Origin of the sequence: Pedobacter sp. GR22-10, from assembly GCF_026239715.1 — a bacterium.
Lineage (GTDB): Bacteria > Bacteroidota > Bacteroidia > Sphingobacteriales > Sphingobacteriaceae > Pedobacter.
In genome coordinates this window covers 38348-54772 of the sequence record NZ_JAPIVR010000001.1, presented here as the reverse complement: position 1 = coordinate 54772, position 16425 = coordinate 38348, and the positions used below count along the sequence as shown (strand labels likewise).

Sequence of the window (16425 nt, the reverse complement as noted above, 5' to 3'; positions counted from 1 at the left end):
CTTTTCTGTGCTAATCAAAACTATTTTATAATTTTGGCATGCTTGGCACAATGTCTGCGCTGAGCGTAATTGCCAAATCATTCTTTACAGATTTGCAGAATCCCAATATTATGACCAGAATTTTCTTCTTAGTTATTGCGCTTTTTATTTTTTCCAGCCAGGTAATGGCTCAGGATTTATACCGTGTAACTGCGGATAAACTGAGGGTTAGACAATCCAAAGACGCAAACAGTAAAGTAATTGCCAATATCATCCAAAATGAAAAAGTGACCGTTTTAGATGCCAGTGATGCCAAATTTTATAAGATCAAACTTCGCAATAAAGAAGGCTGGGTAAGTAAAGATTTCCTTGAAAAAATTGCTGCACCGGCCCAGGCTGAACCAGCAAAAACCGGAACAACAGCACCTGCTGCAGTTGATACGACAACGTCCGCGAATAAGGATATTTACAAGGCCACTACAGATAACCTAAGGGTAAGATCAAGTGCAGACCCGAAAAGCAAAGTAATCGGATACCTACCTGAAAATGAAAATGTTGCCGTTTTGGATTCCTCCAACACGAGTTATTTCAAAATTAAAGTGTCAAATGGCGAGGGTTGGGTAAGCAAAGCGTTTTTAGCCAGGGTATCACCCGTAAATAAACCGGTTGCGAAAAAACCTGCGGTATCGGTTGAAGTACCGCAGATTGCCAAAGATTATTCAAATATCATTCTGTTTGCCATTGTTGCACTGGTTTTTGGCACCATTCTTTATTTTATTTTTAAATATTCCAATCAGAATAAAATACTGATTGGCATTTCTGCAATAGTGGTTCTGGTGGTGGTTTATTTTTGCTTTGTTACATTTATACAGCCCAAAACAGTTTCAGGAACTTATATCAGCGATAGCGACACCCAATATAAAACTTTCGACTTTGGAACACAGGATTCTGTTGTGGTAAAAGATACCTATACTGATTCTACTTTTAAAGCAAAGTATGTGATTGAAGGCGATATGATCAAACTTTATGATCAGCAAAATATGATTTTACTGTTGATCAGGGATGAAAAAACGCTGGTTGGAGAAGGTTTTACAAGGGGGACTTTTAAGAAGAGATAAATCTGGATCATAACATTAATTATCTTTAAAAGCTATTGTTGATAACAATGAGTATTTTTTTGCAAAGGCTTTGTTTATAAACCCGGTAGAGCGGATAGCCCACAGCGCAGCGAGGACTATAAGCGATGACGGGACTACTGTATCCGAAGAATTACTGCACCTTCATTTACAAAAAAATAATAAAAATCACATTCATATCATTTGAATTTTACAATTTAGATGCGGAAATAAATGCAGCATAACGAGTGGTAGAATCTTAATAACCTAAAAATCAGCAACATTTATTAAAAAAATCTTTTCTATTAATTAAAATATTTTTACCTTTGCAGTCCCTAAATAGGGAAAAAAGGAGATAATTAATTAATGGCTAAAAAACAAGTAGCAGAAAAAGAATTAGCAGCTAAAACAGCTGAACTTCAGGGAGAAGGCGGACGCCTGACTGAAAAAGAAACGATTGAATCAGAAGCTGATTCAGTTTCGATCGAATCGATTAAATCATCATTAGCAACACCAACCGAAGATTTCGACTGGGATGCAGATGAAAAAGTTTTTGGTAATTACAATGATGCAGACCGTAAAAAGTTTGAAGATATGTATGCCGGAACATTCAATCAGATCACTAAAGGTGAAATCATTAGCGGTATCGTTGTTTCTATTAACAACAAAGACGTCGTATTAAACGTAGGTTTTAAATCAGACGGTTTAGTTTCTACTTCAGAATTCCGTGATACACCAGATCTTAAAATCGGCGATTCAGTTGACGTTTTCGTTGAAGCACCAGAAGATGCTAACGGTCAATTGATCCTTTCTCGCAAAAGAGCAAAAACCCAAAGATCATGGGAAGCGATTAACGAGGCACTTGAAAATGATAGAATCATCAACGGTTTCGTTAAGAGCCGTACTAAAGGTGGTTTAATTGTTGATATCATGGGCGTTGAAGCTTTCTTACCAGGATCTCAGATTGATATTAAACCTATCCGCGATTACGATGTATACGTGGGTAAAACAATGGAATTTAAAGTTGTTAAAATTAACCATGAGTTTAAAAACGTAGTTGTTTCTCATAAAGTGTTAATTGAAGACGATTTAGAAAGCCAAAAAGTTGAAATCGTTTCTAAATTAGAAAAAGGACAAGTATTAGAAGGTACTGTTAAAAATATTACTGACTTCGGTGTGTTCATCGATTTAGGTGGTGTTGATGGTTTACTTCACATTACTGATATTTCTTGGGGCCGCATAGAGCATCCGAAAGAAGTATTATCATTAGATGAAAAAATCAACGTGGTTGTTTTAGATTTCGATGATGAGAAAAAACGTATCGCTTTAGGCTTAAAACAATTAACGCCACACCCTTGGGAAAATTTAGATGCTAACTTAGCTGTTGGTTCTAAAGTAAAAGGAAAAATCGTAACTGTTGCAGATTACGGTGCTTTCTTAGAAATCATCCCTGGTGTTGAAGGTTTAATCCACGTGTCTGAAATGAGCTGGTCACAAAACTTAAGAAATCCACAGGAGTTCTTAAAAGTTGGTGATGAGATCGAAGCTGAAGTGTTAACTTTAGACAGAGACGAGCGCAAAATGAGCTTAGGTATTAAACAATTATCTAACGATCCATGGCAAGAAGTAGCTGCTAAATTCCCTGTTGGAAGCAAGCACCAGGCTACTGTTAAAAACATGACTAACTTCGGTGTTTTTGTTGAAATCGAAGAAGGTATTGATGGTTTGATCCACATCTCTGACTTATCTTGGTCTAAAAAAGTAAACCACCCTAACGAATTCACTAAAGTTGGTGATGTATTAGACGTAGTTGTTTTGGAATTAGACGTTGATAACCGCAAACTAAGCTTAGGTCACAAACAATTAGAAGAAAACCCTTGGGATACTTTCGAAACGATCTTTACTTTAGATTCGGTTCACCAGGGTACTGTTGTTAAAGTAACTGATAAAGGTGCTGTGATTGCTTTACCATATGGTGTAGAAGGTTTCGTACCAACTAAACACATGGTTAAAGAAGATGGTACTTCAGTTAAAGCTGAGGAAACCAATGACTTCAAAATCATTGAATTCAACAAAGAAGCAAAACGTATCGTAGTATCTCACGCCCGTATCTGGGAAGAGGTTAAAGCTGAAGCGGTAGCAGAAGAAAGAAATGCTAAGAAAAAAGAAGCTAAAGCTGCTGTAACTGCGGTTAAAAAAGTTAAAGATTCTGTAGAGAAATCTACTTTAGGAGACTTAGACGTATTGGCTCAATTGAAATCGCAATTAGAAGGCGAAGAAAGCAAAGCTAAAAAAGGCTAGTTCTTTTTAACTGAATATATTAATCCCGATAGCGAAAGTTATCGGGATTTTTTTGTGTTCAAAGTTTTCGTCATTGAGAGGAGGCTTTTCAGCCGACCAAGCAATCTTATTTTCATTCACTATATAAGAAATGTAAGAACATTAAAGAAATTTGCAACATGAGCTTATATTTTTCTTAGATGCCTTATATCGTCAATCATAATTAGAAAACCAAAGTAATAGCTCATCGGCAACTCCTGCCCCGCTATACTTGCTGCCGTGAAAAACGGCATTCATCCTATCGGGTTTATGTAACATCAGTAGTTCGTTCTGCCCAACCATTTCCTTTCATCCGCCTATAATTCTTACTTTTGAAAAGGAAAATCCTTTTATAATGAAGAAATTTATCTTTTTGTTTCTAGTCTTAAATGCTTTCAAACTTTCTGCACAGGAAGTTAATATCATCCCGCTACCTGTTCAACTCGATATAAAGCAAAAAACTTCACCGTTTACCATCGATCAAAACACACTGATTATTGCGCCTGACTCTCTAATTAACAGCATCTCGTTTTTCACAGATTATCTTTCGAAATATTATGGCATTGTGATCGGCAGAGATAGTACTTCCAATAAAAAAGACAACGTCATCAAGCTGCAAGTAAATACGATCAAAACTTTAAATCCAGATCGGTATGAGCTTTTTTCAGATGATAAGCAAATCCAAATCAGTGCTTCATCCCCAAAAGGAATTTTCTACGGCATCCAAACGTTAATTCAACTGCTACCCTATTCCCGTAAAGCTTTTCCTGTTCAAATTCCTTCGGTTTCTATTGTCGATTATCCACGCTTCGATTACAGGGGAATGCACCTGGATGTGAGTCGCCATTTTTTTGACGTAGCTTTTGTAAAGCAATACATTGATTATTTAGCACTTCATAAAATGAATTATTTCCACTGGCATTTAACTGATGACCATGGCTGGAGAATCGAAATAAAAAAATACCCAAAATTGACAGAGATAGGTGCCTGGAGAGAGGGCAGCATTATAGGTTTGTGGCCTGGAAAAGGGAATGAAAACATTAAATATCAGGTATTGCCAACGGAAGTGAAAATTACGCCAAAAGAAGCTGTGATCAAAACAGACGGCATTAAACACGGCGGATACTATACCCAGGAACAGATTAAGGATGTAATTGATTATGCGGCTAAGCGCTACATTACCATTATCCCGGAAATTGAAATGCCTGCACACAGTATGGCTTTACTTGCCGCCTACCCGAAATTAGGAACCGAGCCAAATAAAAAATACGAAGTTGCCCAAACCTGGGGCATGATGAACAAATACAACAATGTACTACAGGCTTCTGACACGACATTCAAATTCCTGGAAAATGTATTAACTGAAGTGATGGATTTATTTCCATCGCCATATATTCACATTGGTGGTGATGAAGCTGCTAAAGTTTGGTGGAAACAATCGTCCGTTTCGCAACAGATTATGAAAGCAAATGGCTTAAAAACAGAAAGCGAGCTACAAAGTTATTTCATCAGAATGATTGAAAAATTTGTAAAAAGCAAAGGCAAAACCATTATTGGCTGGAATGAAATTTTACAGGGTGGCCTGGCCCCAAACGCAGTTGTAATGAGCTGGCAGGGCGAAAAAGGTGGCATTGAAGCCGCAAAGCAAACCCATAAAGTAATCATGACTCCTGAAGACAAGTTTTATTTTAACCATGCCCAATTTGTCCAGGAAGATAGTTTAACGGCAGGCAAAGCTTCCCTCCTTGCTGATGTTTACCAGTATGACCCTCTTCCTGCCGAATTAAATACCGAACAAGCAAAATACATTTGGGGCGGGCAGGGTTGTTTGTGGAGTGAGTACATCACCAATCCCGTAAAAGTACAATATCAGCTTTTCCCAAGGTTAGATGCGCTGAGTGAAATTTTGTGGAGTCCGAAAAACAAACGAAATTATCCGGATTTTAAAAAACGTTTGAAAACTCAATTTAAACGCTATGATTTGATGGGCATCACCTATTCCGAAAAATATCTGGAAAATTAATGAATGAGCTGTTTTGACATTTGTAACTGATAGTTACCAGGTGTAATACCAACAACCTTTTTAAAAATTCTGATGAAGTAATTGGCATCATTAAATCCAAGTTCATAACTAATTGAAGTTACCTTTGCCCCAGATTGCGCCAGTAAAACCTTTGCCCTATTTATTTTCTCAGTCAGGATAAAATCATTCGGACTAATGCCTAACTCCCGCTTAAATAACCTGTAAAAACTTGCTTTGCTCATACAGGCTTTATCACTTAAACTCTTGATACTAATTTTCTCGCTTAAATTTGATTTAATATAATTCAATACAAAGGCCAGTGGATTTTGATTAAGGTTATAGGCCTCATCAGTGATGGTTTTGAAGTTTTGCATTTGCATAATCCTGACTAAAAGTTCTTTGAGGGTTAAATCTGCCAGAACATCTTTTTCTTTTGCGCCTTCTGAACAAATCCTGATTACTTTGTTAATGAGGTATGCAATTTCTTCATTGTTGTAAAAATGATACTCATCGTAATTTAACAACCATTTTTCATCGCTTCCCTCTTTAGGAAAGAATTCGTTCAGGTAAGCTATTGTTTTTTTAATCTGATCCTGATCTATAGCGAGTGCTATACACTGTGTCGGACTACGGTGGCTTGCTTCCGGAAAATCAATTTTCATGGTTACAGAAGGCGGAACAATAACCGTTTGCCCTGGAAAATAATCAAATCCATTTTTATCAAAGAGATGCATGACCTTTTTTCCTCTTAACATACTTGTAATGACGAAATCATTAAAAGTTAGCGGCACCAGGTAAGATTCTGCATAAGTTTCAAAAACGTTTAATTCGCAATGTGATAAAGTATATGAAGTTCTGTTTTCAACTAATGTTTGTAATTTTTCGATTTTACTTAAACTGACCTGGTCTAATATATGTGGCATAACAATAAAGATTTTGGTTAGAGCGCATTGCTGATTACTCAAATATATAGATAAGTATTTTCACAAAGGCCATACAGACTGCAACAATAATGCTATTACTTGATGCAATTATACTACCTCTACAGGCGGATTTACCATTAGGTTTGTATTAACCAGGTCTTCATTCGCTAAAAATCATGATGAGCAATTCGATCTAAACTTGATTTAGTGAAATGCTTTGGGTGTTTTTATCATTAAAAAATCAATAATAATTATGGAAAATTTAATCGAGAAACCAACATTTAAATCCCATTACGATAACTATATCGGCGGAAAATTCGTAGCGCCAGTAAAAGGTGCCTACTTTGATAACATCTCTCCGATTGACGGAAAGGTTTTTACAAAAGCCGCTCATTCTACCAAAGAAGATTTAGAACTTGCTGTAGATGCCGCACATGATGCTTTCCAAACTTGGAGCAAAACTTCATCAACTGAACGGAGCATCATTTTGAATAAAATTGCTCAACGTATGGAAGATAATTTAGAATATCTGGCCACTGTAGAAACGATTGATAATGGTAAGGCCGTTCGTGAAACATTAGCTGCAGATTTGCCTTTAGGCATTGATCACTTCAGGTACTTTGCTGGTGTAATCCGTGCGGAGGAAGGCTCACTTTCAGAATTGGACGCCAATACGGTTTCGCTGATTGTACACGAACCAATTGGTGTAGTGGCACAGATTATCCCCTGGAATTTCCCGCTGTTAATGGGGATCTGGAAACTGGCTCCTGCCTTAGCCGCAGGTAATTGTGTGGTCTTAAAACCAGCAGAAAGCACACCAATTTCCATCATGGTTTTGATGGAGCTCATTGGCGATTTATTGCCTCCGGGCGTAATCAATGTCGTAAACGGTTTTGGCGCAGAACTCGGACGTGCATTAGTTACCAATCCTAAAGTTTCAAAGGCAGCTTTCACCGGATCAACACCAACAGGTAGATTGGTGATGCAATATGCAACTGAAAATATTATCCCGGTTACTTTAGAGTTGGGTGGAAAATCGCCAAACGTTTTCTTCAGTTCTGTGATGGATGAAGATGATGCGTTTTTAGATAAAGCAGTAGAAGGTGCGGTGATGTTTGCCTTAAATCAGGGTGAAATCTGTACTTGTCCGTCTCGTTTGTTAATTCAGGAAGATATTTATGAAAAGTTCATCGCCAAAGTAATAGAGAGAACGGAGTCTATTAAAATCGGTAGCCCATTAGATCGCACTGTGATGATGGGTGCTCAGGCCTCGAAAATTCAGTTTGAAAAAATTGCCCAGTACATTAAATTAGGAAAAGAAGAAGGTGCAGAAGTGCTCACAGGTGGCGAGGTGAATGAATTACCTGGTGAGCTGGGTGGCGGATATTATATTAAACCCACCATTTTTAAAGGGTATAATAAAATGCGGATTTTCCAAGAAGAAATTTTTGGTCCGGTGCTGGCTGTAACCACTTTTAAAACAGTTGAGGAAGCGATAGAGATCGCGAATGACACACTTTACGGTTTGGGTGCAGGTGTTTGGACCAGAGATGCACATGAGCTTTACCAGGTGCCGAGGGCCATTCAGGCTGGTCGCGTTTGGGTAAATCAATATCACTCCTATCCTGCAGGTGCGCCATTTGGGGGGTATAAACAATCGGGTGTGGGAAGAGAAAATCATAAAATGATGCTCGGTCATTATCGCCAGACTAAAAATATGTTAATCTCTTACGATAAAAATAAATTAGGTTTCTTTTAGTTAGATCATGGCTTATGGTGAATTAGCTTATAGCCTGATGTTTCTTAAGAACCTAATCATGAGATAAATGAGACGAACATCACGGCTATAAACCATGAACCATATAACTATCAAAATATGAAGCGACATAAAACCATCTATACACTATTATGATAGCGCGAATAGACAGTACAGGGAAAGCTAAAGAGCTGATTGCAATTCTTAAAGAAAAACATGGGGAGCTCATGTTCTATCAAGCCGGAGGATGCTGCGAAGGCACACAACCCCAATGCTTCGAAAAAGGCGGCTATTATCTACGCATGAGAGATGTTTGCCTTGGAGAAGTAGAAAGTTGTGAATTCTGGGTGGACAGAGATCTTTTTGAATATTGGAAATTTTCACACTTTACGCTGGATGTTTTGGATGGTTTCGGCGTTGGCGGATTTTCATTGGAAACACCTTTGCAAAAAACTTTCAAAATCCATTATCGCCTTTTTACTGAAGAGGAACTTAAAAATCTGGTACCTGTTAAAACTGCAGATTAAATACTATTTTTTCTTTTAAGGTCAGTTCGGCATAATCCGGCTGACTTTTTTATTTTATGGCAATTGGTATTGAAAATAAATACAATCTTTGCATCAAATTATAACCATGAGAAAAGTTTTTGCAGTTGCTTGCACCATCTTCACCTTATTTCTTTTAAAAGAAACCGTGAATGTTTTTATTACCGATGAAGCAGATATTGTGAAACAACGTGGAATTTTCATCGTGATTTGGCTAAGCATCTTTATTCCGTTTTTAATCTTAAGTCTTTGGTTATGGTCGCCTAAAAACAAGGACCGAGATGCAGAACAGTAAGCATTAATCTATCGGTCCTTGTCCAGACGAACGAAACAAAGAATCCAATTTATTTATAGTTTCAAGCTTGGCCATTATAGCCCATTATGATTTCTGTTGGTGCAACGCAAATCAATAAAAAGGTAGGACGAAAGGCAGAAGTTTATTGATTAAGATAATCGCTATTGCCCAAATAATTATCCCGCAGATTTAGAGGACTTCCGCAGAAGCGAATAGTAAAAATCTGCGAAATCATTTTGATCTGAGGGCAAAGCCAGGCATAACCTTATATCACTTTACAGCGCACGAGTTCGCTTATTTAATTCTATATTTATTAATAACCAACCAAGAAATAATCGCTATTGCTTAAATAATTGTCCCGCAGATTTAGAGGACTTCCGCAGAAGCGAATAGTAAATCTGCGAAATCACTTTGATCTGCGGGCCAAAGCCAGGCATAACCTTATGTCATTTTACAGCGCAAGATTTAACTTATTTAATTCAATATTTATTATAACGAACTAAGAAATAATCGCTATTGCTTAAACAATTATCCAGAAAACATCAATTAGCCTATCGGTCCGGTGTCACACCGACCGAAAACAAAAAATTAAATTTTAAATGTTGCTACAGAAGAATTTAGCATACAAACTACAAAACAATAGACATCTAACTTTTCTACCTTAAAACATTTTTCTATATTTGCCCAATCCTTCTCCAATGCAAAAGAAAACAATCTTTGACGGACAAAAAATTCAGATTACAATTAAGCGGCTTTGCCATCAGTTAATTGAAAATCACGACGATTTCGCAAATACCGTTCTAATTGGCATTCAGCCAAGAGGAATCTTTTTGGCTGACCGGATTCACCAGGAACTGCAACTCATTTTAAAAAATAAAAAAATCCTTAAGGGCAATCTCGACATTACCTTTTTCAGAGATGATTTCCGCAGAAAGGATGGTTTGGTAACAGCGAGCAGCAATTCCATCGACTTTATTATCGAGGGAAAAAAAGTTGTGCTGATTGATGATGTATTATGGACTGGCCGAACCATCAGGGCAGCACTTGATGCCTTGCTGGCATATGGCCGTCCGGAAAAAGTAGAACTGCTGGTGTTAATAGACCGCAGATTTAGCAGGCATTTACCCATCGAACCAGATTATACGGGCCATGTGGTAGATAGCTTAAATTCACAACAGGTGAAGGTTACCTGGGCAAGCGAAGGAGCAGAAGACAAAGTGATTTTATTATCTGAACCACCCTTGCCAAAATAAGCATAAACGCTTTACGGAGGGTATTTTGGCATAGAGCGCTATCTGACAGTTAATAACATTATAATAAACAGATAAAAAACAATACTATAGAAAATGGCAGCAGACAAACTATCAACCCGACATCTTTTAGGCATTAAAGATATTAACCGGAATGATATCGAATTGATTTTCGAAACTGCAGATAATTTTAAGGAAGTAATTAACAGACCAATCAAAAAGGTTCCTTCACTTCGTGACATTACCATTGCCAATATCTTTTTCGAAAACTCTACCCGAACAAAACTTTCATTCGAACTTGCTGAAAAGAGACTTTCGGCTGATGTGGTTAATTTTGCAGCCTCTTCCTCCTCTGTAAGTAAAGGCGAAACACTGATTGACACCGTAAATAACATCTTATCGATGAAAGTGGATATGGTAGTGATGCGTCACCCTTATGCCGGTGCAGGTCAGTTTTTGAGTAAACACGTTAAAGCGCAGATCGTAAATGCCGGAGATGGGGCACACGAACATCCAACACAGGCTTTGCTTGATGCTTTCTCTATCCGTCAGAAATTAGGTGATGTTTCCGGAAAAAAGGTCGTCATTGTTGGTGATATTCTCCACTCCAGGGTAGCCATCTCTAATATCCTTTGCCTGCAGCGTTTAGGTGCAGAAGTGATGGTATGCGGCCCGACAACATTGATACCAAAACACATTCATCAACTGGGCGTGAAGGTAGAACATAACCTGATCAAAGCGCTAAACTGGTGTGATGTAGCCAATATGCTCCGCATTCAACTCGAGCGTCAGGACATTAAATATTTCCCGTCATTACGGGAATATGCGATGATGTACGGTCTAAACAAACAGATTCTGGATAACCTTGATAAAGAAATTATCGTCATGCACCCCGGCCCGATTAACCGAGGCGTAGAAATTACCAGTGATGTAGCCGACAGCAAACAATCCATCATCCTGGAACAGGTAGAAAATGGTGTGGCGGTAAGAATGGCAGTGCTTTATTTACTGGCAAGCCAGGGTTAAGTTTGGAGTTTTGAGTCCAAAGTCTAGCGTCCGGCATTAGTATTAGTAGTGGGTTGTAAAAAATATTCAGGAATTGAAAGCATGTTTCCGGACCTGACAGAGATAATTAATCTTCAGCTTCTTTACTATAATGGCGGATGCGGCGGCACAAATAAACAACTGTACCAATGACGAATGACTATTGAACTCCTGGCCGAAATAAACCTCCTTTTTCAACAATCAGATCTACCCTGATACCAAACTAAAAAACCTTTCGTTAAAGTGTGTTATTAACAGATGTTAATTACTTATGTTGATAAACAGCAATACTATTTTTAATTTAGTACCAACCCTATTTGAAACCGATGGAACCTTTAAGCCTTAATCTCCTGCAATTATGGATTATAACGGCATCATCTCATGAAAAAGATATAGCATAATGAAAAAAAAATACTTATTAATTCCGCTACTTTTGGCAGGAAGTTTTAGCTCGTATGCACAGGTTAGTGCCGTCCAAAACCTCAATAAAAACTATCAAACCGGCTTAGAATTATTAGATAAAGAAAAATACACTGCTGCGGCACAACAGTTTAAGCTGGTAGAACAGCATCTTTATAAACCCTCTACCCAGACAGAGAGTAATGCCGAATTATCCCTGTTAAAAGAGAATGCAAAATTTTATGCTGCAGTTTGTGCACTTGAATTAACGAATAGCGATGCAGAAAGCTTGTTTCAGGCATTTATACGCGATTATCCACTCAATCCAAATACCAAACTGGCCTACTTTTACGTGGGTAAAACTTATTTCGGACAAAAAAACTATCAAAAAGCTTTAGAATGGTTTGAAAAAACTGATCCCTCTACGCTTTCTGCCAAGCAGAGAAACGAATACCAGTTTAAGCAGGGTTATTCTTATTTCGAATTAAAACAATATGATAAGGCAGAACCTTTGTTTGAGCAGGTGAAAAAAGAGGAAGGCGATTTCCAGGAAAGTGCCACCTATTATTTCGCCTACATCAATTACCTGAACAAGGAATACAAAACGGCATTGGCCAACTTCGAAAAGTTAAAGGGCTCTCCAACTTATGAAGCGAGTTATCCTTATTACATCACTTCGATGTATTATTTGGATGAACGCTATGATGATGTGATCAGCTATGCGCTGGAATCGATTCAAAAAACGAAGCAACAGTTCGAACCGGAAATGCTGAGCCTGGTTGCCGCTTCTTATTTCGCAAAATCAGACTTTAAAAATGCTGAAAAATATTTTGCTGAATTTTATGCGAAAGATAAAAACGACACCAAAAACAATCTTTTTATTTATCAGTATGGTTATTCCCTATTACAAAATAAAAAATATAAAGAATCTGTAGCGGTACTCGAGAAATTAAATTCGGACGATGTTTACCTTCAAAACGGAATGCATACTTTGGGTAAAGCATTTATCCAGCTCGGTAATAAACAAAAAGCACAAAGCGCTTTTTTCAGGGCTTCACGTTTAGATTTTGATAAAGGCATTCAGGAAGAAGCCTGGTTAAGCTATGCCAAGCTGAGTTACGAACTGGATTTCCATCAACAGGCTTTGGAGGCCACACAAGGTTTTTTAAAGGCTTTTCCTAAATCACGTAAAATAAATGAAGCCAAAACCTTATTAGGCGAAGTTTTATTAACCACTAAAAACTATCAGGCCGCAGTAGATATCTTGGAGCCTATTCCAGATAAAACTTTAGAAGCCAGAGAAGCCTATCAGAAGGTGACTTATTTCCGGGGTTTGGAATTTTATAACGAGCGGGCATTTCCTAATGCATTATCTATGTTTTTACGTTCAGATAAATATCCTGAAGATAACGAAATCTATGCATTAAACACCTATTGGAAAGCTGAATCGATGTATGAGTTACGTAAATTCGGTGAAGCAGTATCTACTTTTGAGAAATTCCTTAAACTGCCTGGTGCAGACAAAACAGGTGTTTACAATTTCGCAAATTATGCCTTAGCCTATGCTGCTTTTGAAGATGAAAAGTACAGCAAAGCCGCTAATTATTTCGAGAAGTTTTTAGCCGGAAATGATAAGGACCAGAAAACAATTGACGATGCCACCATCCGTTTAGCCGATTCATACTTTGTGAATAAGAGCTATGGTCAGGCGATGAGCAATTACAATAAAATCATCAGCAGACATACTTCTTCAGAAGATTATGCAACCTTCCAGAAAGGAATGATCCAGGGATTGGAAACGCAATACGATGCAAAAATTGCAACCATGCAAAGCTTGTTATCACAGTTTCCAAATTCGAACTATGCTGATGATGCGGGTTTTGAAACGGCTTATACCTATTTTAACAAAGGTGATTTTGATAAATCTAAATCTGATTTAGTGGCTTTAGTAGCCAAATACCCGCGAAGCAGCTACGTACCAAAAGCTTTGGTAACGATTGGTTTGGTTCAATATAACCAGGATCAGGATGATGCGGCTTTAGAATCCTTTAAAAAGGTAGTGACAGAATATCCTGCCGTAGATGAATCCAAACAGGCAATGGAATCCATCAAAAATATTTATGTAGACCGTGGCGATGCGAATGGATTTATCAACTATGCAAACACCACTCCACTTGGAAATTATTCTAACACGGAGCAAGACAACATCATTTTTGCCGCAGCAAACAACCTTTACTTAAAGGGCGATGCCAATGGTGCTTTTCAAGCCGTAAACGCCTACTTTGATAAATTCCCAAAAGCCATTCATACTAAGGAAGCCAAATTCATCAGGGCAGAATCTTTAGTAAAATTGAATCGTCCGGATGAGGCCATTGCAGATTATGAATTTATTTTGAACGACTGGACGAGCGATTATACCGAACGTTCGCTCGTGAGCATTTCCCAGTTGTTCCTGAATCAGAAAAAATATAACGAAGCCATTGTTTATTTAAAACGTTTAGAAACCACCACTGATTACAAATCTCACTATGGTTTCGCCATCAACAACCTGTTAAAGGCTTACACCGCCCTGAACATGCCAGATGACATGATTAAATATGCACAGCTGACGAAAGAATCGGAAAAAGCTTCCGAAGAAGAAAAAAACAGTTCTGGTTTATTCTCTGGTAAAGCTTATTTACTGAAAGGTGATACTACCGCTGCGGTAAAAGAATTTAAAAATGTAGTGGCTAAAACCAAAACCATTGCTGCAGCAGAGGCAAAATACAATCTTGCGCTGGTAGAATATAACAAAGGCGATTACAAAACATCTTCGAAAACCTGTTTCGACCTGGTTAACAATATGGCATCTTATGATTATTGGGTAGCGAAAGCATTTATCCTGTTATCAGATAATTATGTTGCATTGAAAGATAACTTGCAGGCAAAAAGTACGCTTTTAAGTATCATTGATAATTACGAAGGCAAGGATGATATCATCCCAACAGCCAAAGAGAAACTAGAAAAACTAAACCAGAAGAAGTAAGATGATGAAGTCAATTAAATATATATATAGTTCACTGTTTTTTATAGCTGCCGGATTAATGACTGCGCAGGCGCAGGAAAAAAAGACAGAGGAAAAAGCAGTGGTTAATGAAGAGATTGAAGTGGTTCGTCCGTACAAGCCTATCTTGGCAGAAGCAGTAAAACTAAGAAGGAGTCCGAACCTGGATGACGTAAAAATCTATAAGGCAAAACTGAATTACAGCATTACTGACAGAAAGCTGGAAATTAACAGCGATATCCAAAAATTACAGGCACAAGCTGTAGCGGATGAAAAAGAAAGTATCTTAATTAATAATTATGTTAAAGGTGGCATAGGTAACCTGGGTACTATTTTTGGCGAAGCTTATTTTAACAATGGAAAAGATGAAGGTTTGCAGTTTGGTGGTTATTTCAAACACTTTAGTCAGGAAGGGAAACTAAACAAACAAAACAGCAGCGACCAGCAATTGAGTGTTTTCGGTCGCAGCATTTTAGATCAGCACACCGTAAGTGGTCGCATTAATGTTCAGCGTCATGGAACAAATTTTTACGGAATTGATACCGACAGACCAACCTTTAATACAGACCCTCAGAAACAGGCATTGACATTTGTGGAACTGGAGGGTGAGTTGGTAAAAAACTTTACTGAAGATCCGGATGCTTTAAGTTATGCGCTGAAAGCCAATGGTTATATCTGGTCGGATAAATTTGAAGCAAAAGAAAACTATTTAACCTTAAACGGTTATCTAAACAAAAGAATCAGTTCTTTTAACTTAGGTTTGGCTGCGTCTACAGAATTTGGAAATACTAAAGATGCTTTGACCAGTGTTGGTAACAACTTACTTCGTTTAAATCCATACATCCGCTTGCAGGTTAAGGGGGCAAAAGTAACCGCTGGGGTAAACTTCGTTCAGGAGTTTGGTGCTTTCAGTAGCACAAGGATCTTCCCTGCTGTTACAGCTGATTTCACTTTAATTCCGGATTATTTACAAGTTTTTGGGGAAGTAAAAGGTGATGTGAACAGAAACTCTTTAAGAGGTTTTACAGAAGAAAACCCATGGTTAAATAGTAATATCCTGATTAAAAACACGGTTGAAAAATTGAGTTTCAGTGCAGGGATTAAAGGAACTGGTGGCCCCGGCTTTGGTTATAAAGCAAGAGTATATGTTAAACAATTTGATGACATGCCGTTATTCATTAACAACTTTGATAACCTGAACAAATTTGACGTGATCTACGATTTCGGCAAAACCAAGTTAACGGGTATTGAAGGGGAGCTTTCGGTACAGGTAAGTGATGCTTTAAAATGGACTGGAAAGTTAAATGTTGACGATTGGAAACCTGCTCAGGAAACTTACTCATGGTTTAAGCCAGGACTAAAGGTTAGTTCGAATTTCCTTTATACTTACAATAAAAAATTAAGTTTCAACGCTGCTGTAGTAATTCAGGATGATGTGAAAGCAAAAGTAAACGTACAAACGCCGGTAAATCCTTTGCAATATTTGGTACCGAATACCGGGATCGAACGTATCGAAACAGTTAAAGGTTTCGTTGATTTAGGTATTGGTGCAGATTATAGAATCAATAATAAATTCTCTGTTTTTGCAAAGGCCAATAACCTTTTAAATAGTAAGTATAACAGATTTTTGTATTACCAGGTAAACGGTTTAAACATTTTTGGCGGATTGACTTATTCGTTTTAAATAAGCGTTAAAATTTATCAAAAAGCGGCAGTATCATGGTACTGCCGCTT

At 37.7% G+C, this 16425-nt stretch carries 11 protein-coding genes; 10 read left to right on the top strand and 1 reads right to left on the bottom strand.

Annotation, left to right across the window (positions count from 1 at the left end):
• Window positions 1–38 precede the first annotated feature (38 nt).
• From OQX64_RS00175 to OQX64_RS00165, 3 genes are all read left to right on the top strand, one after another.
• Entirely contained in the window at window positions 39–1097 is a 1059-nt protein-coding gene (locus OQX64_RS00175) for an SH3 domain-containing protein (RefSeq protein ID WP_265816963.1), read from the top strand.
• A gap of 363 nt (window positions 1098–1460) precedes the next feature.
• The gene (gene rpsA, locus OQX64_RS00170) at window positions 1461–3395 is read left to right on the top strand and encodes a 30S ribosomal protein S1 (RefSeq protein WP_029288947.1); all 1935 of its coding nucleotides are present in this window, start codon (window positions 1461–1463) and stop codon (window positions 3393–3395) included.
• Window positions 3396–3768: 373 nt separating this feature from the next.
• Complete coding sequence (locus tag OQX64_RS00165) at window positions 3769–5436, top strand: beta-N-acetylhexosaminidase (protein WP_265816961.1); 1668 nt, start codon at window positions 3769–3771, stop codon at window positions 5434–5436.
• Here the strand turns inward: OQX64_RS00165 and OQX64_RS00160 are convergent.
• Window positions 5433–6359: a helix-turn-helix transcriptional regulator gene (locus OQX64_RS00160; RefSeq protein WP_265816960.1), complete on the bottom strand. Its 927-nt coding sequence runs from the start codon at window positions 6357–6359 to the stop codon at window positions 5433–5435. The genes OQX64_RS00165 and OQX64_RS00160 overlap by 4 nt on opposite strands.
• 253 nt (window positions 6360–6612) lie before the next feature.
• Between OQX64_RS00160 and OQX64_RS00155 the strand changes: the two genes are divergently transcribed.
• From OQX64_RS00155 to OQX64_RS00125, 7 genes are all read left to right on the top strand, one after another.
• Window positions 6613–8118 (top strand): aldehyde dehydrogenase family protein, encoded by a 1506-nt coding sequence (locus tag OQX64_RS00155; RefSeq protein ID WP_265816959.1) that lies wholly within the window; start codon window positions 6613–6615, stop codon window positions 8116–8118.
• Window positions 8119–8267: 149 nt separating this feature from the next.
• Window positions 8268–8642, top strand: coding sequence for a DUF779 domain-containing protein (locus tag OQX64_RS00150; RefSeq protein WP_265816957.1), 375 nt, complete (start codon window positions 8268–8270; stop codon window positions 8640–8642).
• Between the two features lie 106 nt (window positions 8643–8748).
• Window positions 8749–8955, top strand: a complete 207-nt coding sequence (locus OQX64_RS00145; protein ID WP_265816956.1) for a hypothetical protein — start codon at window positions 8749–8751, stop codon at window positions 8953–8955.
• 698 nt (window positions 8956–9653) lie between these two features.
• Window positions 9654–10208 carry a bifunctional pyr operon transcriptional regulator/uracil phosphoribosyltransferase PyrR gene (pyrR, locus tag OQX64_RS00140; protein WP_088300974.1) on the top strand — a complete coding sequence of 185 codons (555 nt, stop codon included), beginning with the start codon at window positions 9654–9656 and terminating at the stop codon, window positions 10206–10208.
• A 93-nt stretch (window positions 10209–10301) separates the two neighbouring features.
• Window positions 10302–11231, top strand: a complete 930-nt coding sequence (locus tag OQX64_RS00135; RefSeq protein WP_010600217.1) for an aspartate carbamoyltransferase catalytic subunit — start codon at window positions 10302–10304, stop codon at window positions 11229–11231.
• Between the two features lie 418 nt (window positions 11232–11649).
• Window positions 11650–14673: a tetratricopeptide repeat protein gene (locus OQX64_RS00130; RefSeq protein ID WP_265816954.1), complete on the top strand. Its 3024-nt coding sequence runs from the start codon at window positions 11650–11652 to the stop codon at window positions 14671–14673.
• Between the two features lies 1 nt (window position 14674).
• Entirely contained in the window at window positions 14675–16375 is a 1701-nt protein-coding gene (locus OQX64_RS00125; protein WP_265816952.1) for a TonB-dependent receptor, read from the top strand.
• Window positions 16376–16425 lie beyond the last annotated feature (50 nt).

Excerpts from the sequence above, each read along its gene's own strand:
- OQX64_RS00125 (WP_265816952.1), top strand. The coding sequence starts at position 14,675 with ATGATGAAGTCAATTAAATATATATATAGTTCACTGTTTTTTATAGCT.
- OQX64_RS00130 (WP_265816954.1), top strand. The coding sequence starts at position 11,650 with ATGAAAAAAAAATACTTATTAATTCCGCTACTTTTGGCAGGAAGTTTT.
- OQX64_RS00150 (WP_265816957.1), top strand. The coding sequence starts at position 8,268 with ATGATAGCGCGAATAGACAGTACAGGGAAAGCTAAAGAGCTGATTGCA.
- OQX64_RS00175 (WP_265816963.1), top strand. The coding sequence starts at position 39 with ATGCTTGGCACAATGTCTGCGCTGAGCGTAATTGCCAAATCATTCTTT.
- OQX64_RS00165 (WP_265816961.1), top strand. The coding sequence starts at position 3,769 with ATGAAGAAATTTATCTTTTTGTTTCTAGTCTTAAATGCTTTCAAACTT.
- OQX64_RS00145 (WP_265816956.1), top strand. The coding sequence starts at position 8,749 with ATGAGAAAAGTTTTTGCAGTTGCTTGCACCATCTTCACCTTATTTCTT.
- OQX64_RS00160 (WP_265816960.1), bottom strand. The coding sequence starts at position 6,359 with ATGCCACATATATTAGACCAGGTCAGTTTAAGTAAAATCGAAAAATTA.
- OQX64_RS00155 (WP_265816959.1), top strand. The coding sequence starts at position 6,613 with ATGGAAAATTTAATCGAGAAACCAACATTTAAATCCCATTACGATAAC.
- pyrR (WP_088300974.1), top strand. The coding sequence starts at position 9,654 with ATGCAAAAGAAAACAATCTTTGACGGACAAAAAATTCAGATTACAATT.
- OQX64_RS00135 (WP_010600217.1), top strand. The coding sequence starts at position 10,302 with ATGGCAGCAGACAAACTATCAACCCGACATCTTTTAGGCATTAAAGAT.
- rpsA (WP_029288947.1), top strand. The coding sequence starts at position 1,461 with ATGGCTAAAAAACAAGTAGCAGAAAAAGAATTAGCAGCTAAAACAGCT.